Raw genomic sequence first — 11411 nt, forward strand, 5'->3', positions numbered from 1 at the left:
TCACCGTGGTCGCCGAGGCGTTACCACCACCGGTGGTCCCACCACCCTGCGTGGCCCACCCCACCAGCCCACCCGGAGGCGGACCCGTGGTCGGCGTGACGGTCGGGGTGCTGGTCGGGGTGGTCGTCGGGGTCTGGCTCGGCTGGGTGCCGCCCGTGACGAGCTGCCACTGCTTGGTGCTCACCGAGTCGCACGAGTTCTGCTGGACGAGCCCGCCCGAGGAGGTCGAGTTGTCCTTGATGTTCATGCACTTGGCGCCGTTGGCGTTGACGACCCGGTAGTTCGACCCGGACTCGGTCAGCTGCCAGGCCTGCGACGACGCGCCGCTGCACGTCTCCTGCTGGATCGCCTTGCCGGCCGACGTGCTGGCGTCCCGGACACCCGCGCACTTGCCGCTGTTGCCGGCCCTGAGCGTGACGCCGCCGCTCACCGAGGCGAGCGTCCAGCTCTGGTTGGCCGCGGTGGAGCACGCGGTCTGGGTCAGCTGCACCCCGTCGGAGCCGCTGCTGCCCGGCACCGTCAGGCACAGGCCGCTACCGGCGTTCATCAGGCGGTACGTGCCGGAGGTCGGGGCCGCCGCGGCCGCTTGCGCGCCCACGATGCCCCCGGCCAGGGCCAGCCCGAGGGCCACCAGCAATGGCCCTGCTCCTCGTCTTCCTCTACTTCTCACGGTCGAGCTCCTCGCGCTTCGCGCGGGGTTGGAAATCCCGCGACGTTCATGTATGTGGATGACATACATAAGGACGAACGCCGTTAACGTAAGAACCGCCCTAACGGCTGTCAACGGGAGAAGTGAAGAGGATGGACGAATCCTGTCCCTGCAAATTCGGCCTATCTACTCCGACCTGCCCGGACGACATGTTCCGGTAGATGATCCGAGGTCACATATGAGAACTCGATGAAACGTTCACCCATATCGATCGTCCGGGCCCGCCGGGTGCCGCGTTGCCCTATCGAAAGCCGCTGGGCACCATGGCGGCCATGCGACGCCGCGAGTACCCAGGCCCCCTGGCACTGGACGCCATGCAGGAACTAGCCGTCCGATGTTTCCCGCGAACCGGCTACCGCCACATCGGCGACCTCGCCTGGAGCTGGTGCCGCGCGCTCACCCCCGCCGAGGAGTGGCCGACGGCGGTCTGGACCGAGGGCGGCCGCACCCTGGCCTGGGGATGGCTGGAACCTCCCGGCGAGCTGATGCTCCAGGTCGACCCGTCCCACCCCGAGCTGGCCGCCGAGGTCCTCCACTGGGCCACCACCAAGTCCCGAGGCCCCCTGAGCGCCGAGGTGGCCGACACCGAACCCCACCTGATCACCGCCCTGACCCGCCAGGGCCACACCCGCCTGGACATCCCCTTCATGTCCTGCCTGAGCCGCCCCCTCACCCCCCACCCCGCCTCCACCCGATTCCCCATCTCCTCCCTGTCCCCCGAAAGCTCCCCCGCCCTCAAGACCTCCGATCTCCCCTCGGTGCCCGAGCTCCTCGCCGTTCCCCCGCTCCCCGACGGCTACTCGATCCGTCCCCAGCGCACCCCGTCCGACGTGGCGGGCCGCGCCGCCGTCCACCGGGCCGCGTGGGACTCCACCCGGATCACCACCGAACGCCACACCCGGCTGCGCGAGGTCTGGCCGTACCGCCCCGAGATGGACCTCGTCGCCGTCTCCCCCATCGGCGAGATCGTCGCCTACTGCCAGGGCTGGTACGACGAGGCCAACCGCGTGGGCCTCTACGAACCGGTGGGCACCCACCCCGCCCACCGCCGCCTCGGCCTCTCCGCCGCCGTCTGCACCGCCGTGCTGCACGCCTTCGCCGAGGCCGGCGCCGAGCACGCGGCCGTCTACGCGCGCGGCGACGCGGCCTATCCCGTCCCCAAGCACCTCTACGAGTCCCTGGGATTCCGCGAGTACACCCGCGTCCACGCCTACGTGGCCCGTCCGAAGGCCTGAGGTTGACTTTGTCGCAACCTTTGACGCACTCTATTGCGACAAGGTCTGCGACATAATGGAGGGATCATGCCGAACGGAGCATTATCGGATGCCGCCCCGCCGGTGCGTCCGGCGGATCTCAAGTGGGCCGGCGCGTGGCTGGCCCGGCACGGCCTGGGCGACACCCCGCCGACACCGTTGCTGGCCGCGCGTCTGGCCGTACGGCGCCGCGCCCGCCTCGCCGATCATCTCCTGCTGGCCGGGCTGATCATCGCGGCCGCGCTCACCCAGGCCTACGACCGGCTCGCCGCCTCCGGACGCTGGTTCGAGCCGAACCGGCCGGCGCCGCTGCTCGTCCTGACCGGGCTGGTGGGCGTGCTGCTGCTGGTCCAGGCGTCGCTCGCGTGGTGGGTGCGCCGCGTCGACCGGCGCGCGGGGGCGACGTTGTCACGCCGGGCGGCCCACCCGGTCCAGCCCGGCTGGCGAGCCGTCCTCGGCCGCCCGCACGCCGCCTTCACCGCCGTCACGTTCACCGCCGCGATACTGCTGGCGGCGAGCGCCCTGACCGTGCGGGACTCCACCGTGCGGTACGCGGCCATGATCCTGCTGATCGGGCTGATCGGTGTCGCCGCCGGTGTGGCCCTGCAACTCCGCGACCTGCTGGCCCGTCCCGTGGTGGCCGAGGACGAGGTCTCGCTCACCGCCGACGTCATCATGCGCGTCGAGGACGCCCGCGAGCTCACCGCACCGGGCGTCCCCTGGGCACTCCCCGTGGTGCTGATCTTCGGCACCGCCCCCGTCTGGTGGAACGCCGCCTCGATCGCCCTGGTGTTCCTGGGCCTCGTCGCCCTCCACCTGATCCAGGCGAGGACCCCGCCCAGCGTGACGATGGCCCGCCGGGCGATGAGCGCCCCATGATCGTCATCGACTCGGGCTCCCCCGTCCCCCCCTTCGAACAGCTACGCGCCCAGTTCGCCAAGCAGATCCAGGACCACACCCTGGCCGTGGGCACCCGCCTCCCCACCATCCGCCACCTGGCCGCCGACCTGGGCCTGGCCGTCAACACCGTGGGCCGCGCCTACCGAGAGCTGGAGGAGGCCGGGCTCATCGAGACCCGAGGCCGCGCCGGTTCCTTCGTCTCCTCCTCCGGCGAAGAGGCCCGCGAACGTGCCCATCAGGCCGCCACCGCCTACGCCGCCGTGATCGCCAGCGTCGGCATCGACCCGGCCGAGGCCCTGCGCATCGTCCAGGCGGCCCTGACGTCCGGCACCGCGACACCGGCCTCGTCGTGATCTCGCCCGTTCACGGACGGCCGGTGGCGCGGCGTTACTAGAGGGTCGACCAGTAGATGACGTCGTCGTCCTGGATGCCCTTCCACGCCAGGTGCGTCGTCCCGCGGAAGCTGCAAACCCCTGGACCTTGGGCGGTCCCCACGTCGTTCACCCTGATCTGGCCGGTGAACTCCTCACCGTCGAAGAGGCTGAAGTAGATGCCGGGATCGTCATGGGCGCCTTTCCACGCCAACATGATGCGGTTGCCGTCCACTGTCGTAGCCGGTCCGTGGCTGGTGCCGATACTGAGGGGGATGCCCCCGCCGGTCTGGGTGTCGGCATAGGTGACGATCTTCTGGGGTCGCCATATCGGATTGTCGTCGTCGAACCAGGAGTAATAGACCTGGGAATCGCCTTCAATGCCCTTCCAGAACATGTAGAGCCTGTTCTGGAACTCGACGAGAGAGGGTGACTGCGTAGTGCCGACACCTCGCACCCTCTTCTGGGGCGCCCAGCCGGTCGCCGTACGTCTCGACCAGTAGATGCCCTGGTCGTCGTTGATGCCCTTCCACGCCATGTGGGGTTCACCGTGAATTGCGAGCGCCGGGCGATGGCTTGACCCGGCCTCGGGAATGTTCTCCGGCGGCGTCCAGCCGGTCCCTTCGTTCCGCGCGAAGAACAGCCCCTGGTCGGCGTGTCCCTTCCACGCCATCATGAGCCCTGTCGAAGCCCCGTCGCCGAGGGTGAACGTGGTGAGCGACGGGCTGTGCGACGAGAGGTAGGGGCCTTCGATGTGCCTTTGCGGACTCCATTCCCCGTCCGCGAGAGTGGCTTCGAACATGCGCGGATCGCCGCGACCGCCCTTCCAGACCATGTGCAGGGTCAACGTCGAGGACGTGAAGTTCACGAGACCCGCGGACGCCATCGCCGGCCGATCGCTCGTCGCCCGGTCGCGGAGCGGCGTCTGGGGTGCCCATCCATAGAGCTTGCGCAGCGCGTCCCGGCTTTCCGCGTCGATGATCAGTGCCCCGCCCCCATAGGGGTACATGATCGAGGCGGGATCATTCGAATGCCTCAGGCCGAGGGCGTGGCCGATCTCGTGGAGGGCGACGGCTCGCAGCGAGTCCATCGTCCACTTCTCCGCCTTGTCGAAAAATACTCGCCCGGCCTCGGGATAAGGCGCGGCCCCCAGCACGTTGCCCTCGTCACCGAAACGGTCGTCCAGCTCCTTGCCGCCGAACGACAATTGAATGTCACCGTTCGCGGCCGTGGGCCTGAGGCTGAGCAACCAGTTCGCCGCCTGCCAGTCGTTGAAGGCATTGCTGATGGCGATGCCGACCTCAGCCGGCGGGAGGTTGGCGCCCGTCGCGTTGGTCGTGTAGGTCAGAGCTCTCCGTGACCACCGGCCGCCCGGCGAACCGTACGTCTGGATCTGGAGGGCCGTGACCACGTCGTCCGGGACACCGCATCGCCTTCTGCTCGACATCACGGTCACGCCGCCGGGCGCGTTCGTGAGCGTGGTCTTGCCGGCGGTGTCGAGGCTGAACCGTAAGCCGATCATCCCGCTCTGGTGAACCAGGAACGTGTAGCCAATGGCAGGGACGACCGTCAACTCGTTGACGCCCGGCGCCAACGGCTGGCCCGTGAAGCCGAGCAGCATCGGGAGCACGGCGTGCGGAAGCTCGCGGGTGTCGATGGTGACCCGGTACCCGGTGAGGGTGAGTGTGCGTTCGCCGATCTGGGCGAATCCGGCATAACGGGGATCGACGATGACACGGCCGTCGGCGTGCACGTCGAACCGGAAATCGGCGACAATCCCCGACGCGGGCTGGAAACGGTACCCGGCCGCCGGTATATAAGTGAACTGATGTGAACGCTCATTGGACAGTACCTCGGAGCTCCCGAGCATGGACACCGGCAACAGCGCGTGAGAAAGCTCCCTGCCGTCGATCGTGACCGTATATCCACTGATCACCAGCGTGCGTCCACTGGCATGAGCGAACCCGGCATAGAGCGGGTCGATGATAATGCGGCCGTCGGCGTGCACGTCGAACCGGAAATCGGCGACGATCCCCGACGCGGGCTGGAAACGGTACCCGGCCGCCGGTATATAGGTGAACTGATTCGAATGCTCGTTGGACAGCACCTCGGAGCCCCCGAGCATGGACACCGGCAACAGCGCGTGAGAAAGCTCCCTGCCGTCGATCGTGACCGTGTATCCACTGACCACGACCGTGCGTCCACTGGCCTGGGCGAATCCGCTGTACCGCGGGTCGACGGTGATACGGCCGTCGGTGTGCACGGCGAACCGGAAATCGGCGACGACGCCCGACGCGGGCTGGAAACCATACCCGGCCGCGGGCGCGAGGGTCAGCTCATGGGTGCCGCCACGGGGCAAGGTGGTCGCTCCGATGACGATCGGCAGAAGATCGTGCGACAGCCGCGTGCCGTCGAGTGTCACCGTGAAGCCCCGGACGGTCAGGGTGGTGGTGCCCCGGCCTTCAAGGAATCCGTCATTCTCGGATGCGTAGTCGAAGAGCCCGTCCCCGGTGACGACGTACTTGAACTCCGCCACCACTCCGGACATCTGCTGAAAGCCATAGACGCCGGGATTCACGTGAAAAGTCGGCGCGTCGGCACCGTCGACCCACCCGCCATTTGGCTCCGGACTCAAGAACGTCGTGTAGGTGAGGCTACCGGTGTCGATACGCACGTCGACCATCTCATGGTCCGCTTAAGCTGAAGTGGTGCGCGGGGAACGGGTATGTGCGGAGCGCCCCTGAGCTTCGCACACGTCCTCCTTAGATCACCATTGATTATGGTCCAGTGCGGCGACCACTTACATTCGCCATTCGTCCCCTTGCCCCGGTCACCACGAGCCCCATCCCGGCGCCGCGGCGCGGAAACCCGATGGACACGGTGCCGGGCGAATTCCTAACCTCGGCGTCATGCCTCCGGTCACCACGCTCCTGGTCTTCGCCGCCGCGACGCTCGCGCTGCTGCTCGTCCCCGGCCCCGCCGTCGTCTACATCGTCACCCGCAGCGTGTCGCAGGGCCGTGCCGCCGGGCTGGTCTCGGTGGCGGGCATCCACGCCGGCTCGGTCGTCCACGTCGCCGCCGCCGCCCTGGGGGTAAGCGCCCTCCTCGCCGCCTCCGCCACCGCGTTCACCGTGGTCAAATACCTCGGGGCGGCGTACCTCGTCTACCTGGGCCTCCGCAAACTCTTCTCCCGCGAGGCCAGGCTGACCACCGAGGTGACCCCGGCCTCCCCCACCCGCCTCTTCAGCGAGGGCTTCGTCGTCAACGTCCTCAACCCCAAGACCGCCATCTTCTTCCTGGCCTTCCTCCCCCAGTTCACCGACCCGGCGGCAGGCCCCGTAGCCGCCCAGGTACTCCTCCTGGGCCTGCTCTGGATCATCCTCGGCATAGCCAGCGACGGCGGCTACGCCCTCATCGCCGCCGCCCTGGCAGGCCGCCTCCGCCGCTCCCGAGCAGCCGCCCGCCGCCTCGATGTAGTCAGCGGCCTCGTCTACATCGGCCTCGGCGCCACCGCCGCTCTGGCGGGAAACACCACCACCAAGGCCTGACGCCCGGAAACGTCCATCACCAAATAAGCGATTCGGTCCCTGAATTAGGATCACGCCATGGAGGTCGGCGCGGATCCATCCGCGGTCCTGTATGTGGTGGTCTGTGCGGCGCCCGCGGCGGCCGACGTGCACACGCTTGTCACCCTGGCCCAAGAGGCCGGGTGGCGCGTTGTGGTGATCACGACGCCGATGGGGGCACGGCTCGTGGACGTGGCAGAGATAGAACGGCTGACCGGCGATCGAGTACGAAGCCAGTTCCGGATGCCCGGCGAGCCCGATCAACTGCCTCCGGCCGACGCGGTGATCGTCGCTCCCGCCACGTTCAACACCATGAACAAGTGGGCCAACGGCATCGCGGATAATTTCGCGGTCGGATTGTTGTGCGAGCTCATGGGGTTCGGAGTGCCAATTGTGGCGGCACCACTACTCAAAGAGGAGTTGGCCCGACATATCGCATTTCGCCGCAGTCTCGATGCTCTTCGCGAGATGAATGTGCGCGTGCTGTTCAATCCCCACGCGCCACCACATGCACGCATGCCACTCTGGGAGCAGGTGATGGCAGAGCTTCACGACCTGCTCTGACGGTCGCGGGGGTGATGGCGTGGAAGCCCGCAAAGGGCTCGGGGAACGAATCGCGCGAGAGCGTCGTCGGCGTGGCATGTCCCAGCTCGTACTCTCAGGGCTGATCGGTCGTTCCGAGAGCTGGCTCAGCCAGGTGGAACGAGGGCAGCGGAGGGCGGACAGCCACTCAGTACTGACCATACTCGCCGAGATCCTGGGCCTGACCGTTGATGAGCTAACCGCGAGCGAGACGGCGGACACGATGAAACGGTACCGGGCGGCGGAGAAGATCCGTCAGGCCATGATGGGCTACGACGGACTGGCCACGGTGATCTACAACGACCGGACGGAGACCACCCGGGAAAATCTCGAATGGCTGCGCCGTGGACTCCAGACGGTGAACGACCTCTACCAGGCGACGAAATACGAGGAAGCCGGCCGTCGCCTACCGGGACTGATCGTGGCCACCGAGATCGCGAGCCGTAACGCTCCCCCCGGCGGACGACGCCCCTTTCAGGCCCTGAGGGCCATGACCTACCACGCGACGGCGGCGACCCTGAGCAGGGTGGGCGAAGCGGAACTGGCGTGGACCGCCGCAGATCGTTCACTGGCGGCCGCCGAGGAAGCGGACAACCCGATTCTGGCGGCGGTGAGCGCCTACCGTCTGGGCTACGTGCTGATACGCCTCGGAGAATCCGACAAGGCCCTGCAAATAGCCGAACAAGCCACCGAAGCACTCACCCGCTCATCCGAACGCGCCGATCCCCAACGGCTCTCCGTCACAGGCGGTCTCCACCTGGTCGCCGTCACGGCCGCGGCGACACAACTCGACCGCGCGACAGTGGACACCCACCTCGCTCACGCGCGTGACTTGGCCCACCTCGTCGGTGGCGACCGCAACGACTTCTGGACGGCTTTCGGCCCGACCAACGTGACGATCCACGGGTTGACAGCGGCGGTCACCTTCGCCGACGCGAAACAGGCGATCAACGAGGGTGAAAGCGTGGACGTCTCCCGCCTTTCCCCCGGGCTTCTCGGCCGCCGCGCCCAGGTCCACCTGGACCTGGCACGGGCCTATGCCATCCTCCGCAAAGACGCCGCCGCGGTGAACATGCTCCTCGAAGCGGAACGAATCTCTCCCGAGCTGATCCGCTATGACAGGCGCACCAGCGACCTCCTCACCCAACTCATCCAGCGCGAGCATCAGGTCAGCACCCCCGAGCTCCGCGGGCTGGCACATCGAGCGGGCGTCATCTGACCCGTACTTCGGTGCGGCTTCTTTACCTTCACAGCCGTACGGCCTTCCGCGCTCGACGAGATCTAGCTTTCCTGAGGTGGCCGCCGTTTCCATCGTCAGGAAGGCGCGAGATGGGTGGAACTCAGCGTGTGTGGGAACCACCGGCGGGTCCCGACAACGGCATGAGCCCACGTGAGGCCCAGTGGGACCTACCGGCCGACCCCAAAACCGTGGGGAAGGGCCGGGACGTGGTACGGGACACGCTGATCGCCTGGGGTCTCACCGATCTCGTCAGCGACGTGGTGGTGATCGTCAGTGAGTTGTACACCAACGCGGTGCGGTACGGCGCCGCTCCGATCACCCTGCGCCTTCGCGTGGCCGGTCGATGCCTGAGCGGGGAGATCACCGACCACGGCGCGATCTTCGAACTCCCACCACACGCCGCCGCCGACGACGAACACGGCCGTGGCCTGCAGATCGTCGCCGCTCTGTCGACCGGCTGGGGCATCGACCCCCACCGGGTGGGCAAGGTCGTGTGGTTCACGAAATGCCGGTGATGGACGGCCCTTCCAGTGCCGTTCCGCTGCCGGTGCTACCGGCTCCAGGCCTGTGGGAGAGCTCTGTAGTCGATCACGACGATGTTCTCCTGGTGGAGGAGTGCGCGGGTTTCCGGGGCGGTCAGGAACTCGTAGTCGGTTCGGCGTACGCACCAGCCGGGTCCGGATCCGGGTGGTAAGTCAATCGGTTCAGAACTACCCCTCCTACCTGGGGAAACGTCGTTCAGAACGTTTAGGTGAACATATTTCCCCTCTTGCTCGCGGCCTCGTGCTTCATTGCTGTCCACACACCTCGGCTTTCGAGACGACATGGAGGAGCCCGCGAACGGCCACTGCCTCTCCGGCCGGGGTGCCGACCAGATGGCCGCGTTTCCCTCAGACAAGGAGTATTGGTGAAATCCCTGCGATCGCTGGCGCTCATAATGAGCGCGTTGCTGGCCCCCTTGTTCTTCGTGCCGGCCGCGGCCGGCGCGAGCGCCGCCGGTCCCCGCCCCGATTTCCGGCTGCCGTTCCAGTGCAACAAGAGCGTCTCGCTGACCACCTATGTCGGCCACAACCCTGACGACAAGAAGATCGACATGTTCCCCGCCGGCCAGCAGGCGGGCACGCCCATCGTCGCCTCGGCGGACGGCTACATCCATGAGTTGTTCAACCCGGGTGGGCTGGAGATCAGGCACGGGGGCGGCTGGTTCACCGTCTACCTGCACATGACCGGCCGCCGAGGGGTCGGCCCGGTCAGCCGCGGCGACATCATCGGCTACATGGGGAACGTGGGCACCGGCGTGGCCCACCTGCACTACGAGCAGCTCTACAACCCCAACAGCGAGAGCGACGGGGACAACCAGCACATCGTGAATCCGGTGATCCAGGGCCAGTACATCAGCATGGACCCCAACCGCCCGTTCAGCATGGTCAGCACCAACTGCGGCGGCAGCGCGCCCCCCACGCCGGCCAAGTACTGGGTGGACACCTTCGCCGACGCGCCGGGCTACTCGTACCCGGGTGGTCCCCGCACCGGCACCCTCTTCGCCGGCCTCAACTACGTCTACTGCAAGCGCTGGGGCCCCAACGTCCAGGTCGGCAGCAGCTTCAACCACTGGTGGCTGCGGACGGACCTCGACACCGGCAACCCCTGGCAGAACCAGTGGGTCTCGGCCTACTACCTGAGCCGCTGGGGCAACGACGTGGCCAAGGACAACAGCGGCGTCGTCATCGCGGACTGCCCGGCTGGAACCTAGCCCGCGACAGCCACTGAAGACGTGACAGGAGAGCCTCTGTGCCCGGCGGGCATGGAGGCTCTCCTGAATTGTCCGGGACGGAACCCCGGGCGGTCGCACGCATGCCATGGGGGGCCCGGCGAGAGGCACCCCGGCCCGGCCGACGGCATCGGCGCGGCGATCAGGACGGTGCGGGATAACGTTCGAACGAGGACACCGACACCACCACGGAGGCCGCGATGAGCACCAACGGCGAAAGCGCCGCAAGCTTCGACATGAAGATCGAGATGGTGGTCGTTCCCGTCTCGGACGTCGAGCGGGCAAAGGAGTTCTACGTCGGACTCGGCTGGCGGCTGGACATCACCCCGCCGGGCCTGGTGCAGCTCACTCCGCCCGGCTCCGGATGCTCGGTGCTGTTCGGCGCGAACCTCACCTCGGCGACCCCGGGTTCGGCCACCTCGTATGTGATCGTCTCCGACATCGAAGCCGCCAGGAACGCGCTGATCGCGGCCGGCGTCGGTGTGGAGGAGATTTACCACGTCGGCCCGAACGGCCGAGCCGCCGGCCGGGACCCTGAACGGCGCACCTACAGCTCCTTCGCCTCCTTCGGTGACCCCGACGGCAACACCTGGGTACTGCAGGAGATCACCGCCCGGCTGCCGGGACGCGTGGACGCCGCCCCTGCCTCCTACACCACCGTCGGCGAACTCGCGGGAGCACTGCGGCGCGCCGAGGCCGCCCACGGTGAACACGAGAAGCGCACCGGTGAACGGGACCCGGACTGGCCCGCCTGGTACGCCGGCTACATGCTCGCCGAGCAGGCCGGGACGGAACTCCCGGCCTGAACTGTCATTTAAATACACACCGGGAAGCGCGGTAGCGGGCAGGAACCGTGAGATCGAGCCAGCTCAGCAGGTCGACGGGGAGCGGGAGCCCGGCAGGGCCGGGGGTGTGGGGGCTTGCCCCAATGCCACTTAGCTTAAGTTGATCTTGTTGTGGTGTTGGATGGTGAGGGCGATAGTTGGTGGTTTTGTGTGGTGTGTGCCGATGTCGTTGTC

General features: G+C 67.5%; 11 protein-coding genes. 9 read left to right on the plus strand and 2 right to left on the minus strand.

Annotated elements, in window-relative coordinates; all coding sequences use genetic code 11:
* Positions 1-631: RICIN domain-containing protein (locus ACFP1K_RS39850; RefSeq protein ID WP_380763583.1), on the minus strand; the 631-nt coding region annotated here is incomplete at its 3' end.
* A 350-nt stretch (positions 632-981) separates the two neighbouring features.
* Between ACFP1K_RS39850 and ACFP1K_RS39855 the strand changes: the two genes are divergently transcribed.
* From ACFP1K_RS39855 to ACFP1K_RS39865, 3 genes are all read left to right on the plus strand, one after another.
* On the plus strand, positions 982-1944 hold the full coding sequence (locus ACFP1K_RS39855; protein ID WP_380763561.1) for a GNAT family N-acetyltransferase: 963 nt from the start codon (positions 982-984) through the stop codon (positions 1942-1944).
* A gap of 66 nt (positions 1945-2010) precedes the next feature.
* A complete protein-coding gene (locus tag ACFP1K_RS39860; RefSeq protein ID WP_380763563.1) occupies positions 2011-2841 on the plus strand; it encodes a hypothetical protein in 831 nt (276 codons plus the stop codon).
* Positions 2838-3215: a GntR family transcriptional regulator gene (locus ACFP1K_RS39865; RefSeq protein WP_380763565.1), complete on the plus strand. Its 378-nt coding sequence runs from the start codon at positions 2838-2840 to the stop codon at positions 3213-3215. Before ACFP1K_RS39860 ends, ACFP1K_RS39865 begins: the two co-directional genes overlap by 4 nt.
* Positions 3216-3252: 37 nt before the next feature.
* On the opposite strand, the gene ACFP1K_RS39870 is transcribed toward ACFP1K_RS39865, so the two are convergent.
* Positions 3253-5916, minus strand: a complete 2664-nt coding sequence (locus ACFP1K_RS39870) for a matrixin family metalloprotease (protein WP_380763567.1) — start codon at positions 5914-5916, stop codon at positions 3253-3255.
* A gap of 226 nt (positions 5917-6142) precedes the next feature.
* Between ACFP1K_RS39870 and ACFP1K_RS39875 the strand changes: the two genes are divergently transcribed.
* From ACFP1K_RS39875 to ACFP1K_RS39900, 6 genes are all read left to right on the plus strand, one after another.
* A complete protein-coding gene (locus ACFP1K_RS39875; protein WP_380763569.1) occupies positions 6143-6781 on the plus strand; it encodes a LysE family translocator in 639 nt (212 codons plus the stop codon).
* A 57-nt stretch (positions 6782-6838) separates the two neighbouring features.
* Entirely contained in the window at positions 6839-7363 is a 525-nt protein-coding gene (locus tag ACFP1K_RS39880; protein WP_380763571.1) for a flavoprotein, read from the plus strand.
* A gap of 19 nt (positions 7364-7382) precedes the next feature.
* The gene (locus ACFP1K_RS39885; protein ID WP_380763573.1) at positions 7383-8600 is read left to right on the plus strand and encodes a helix-turn-helix domain-containing protein; all 1218 of its coding nucleotides are present in this window, start codon (positions 7383-7385) and stop codon (positions 8598-8600) included.
* Between the two features lie 161 nt (positions 8601-8761).
* A complete protein-coding gene (locus ACFP1K_RS39890; protein WP_380763575.1) occupies positions 8762-9136 on the plus strand; it encodes an ATP-binding protein in 375 nt (124 codons plus the stop codon).
* A gap of 392 nt (positions 9137-9528) precedes the next feature.
* Positions 9529-10374, plus strand: coding sequence for a M23 family metallopeptidase (locus ACFP1K_RS39895; protein WP_380763577.1), 846 nt, complete (start codon positions 9529-9531; stop codon positions 10372-10374).
* Between the two features lie 218 nt (positions 10375-10592).
* The gene (locus ACFP1K_RS39900; RefSeq protein ID WP_380763581.1) at positions 10593-11198 is read left to right on the plus strand and encodes a VOC family protein; all 606 of its coding nucleotides are present in this window, start codon (positions 10593-10595) and stop codon (positions 11196-11198) included.
* Positions 11199-11411 lie beyond the last annotated feature (213 nt).

The sequence above is a fragment of the Sphaerisporangium aureirubrum genome (assembly GCF_042658925.1).
GTDB lineage: Bacteria > Actinomycetota > Actinomycetes > Streptosporangiales > Streptosporangiaceae > Sphaerisporangium > Sphaerisporangium aureirubrum.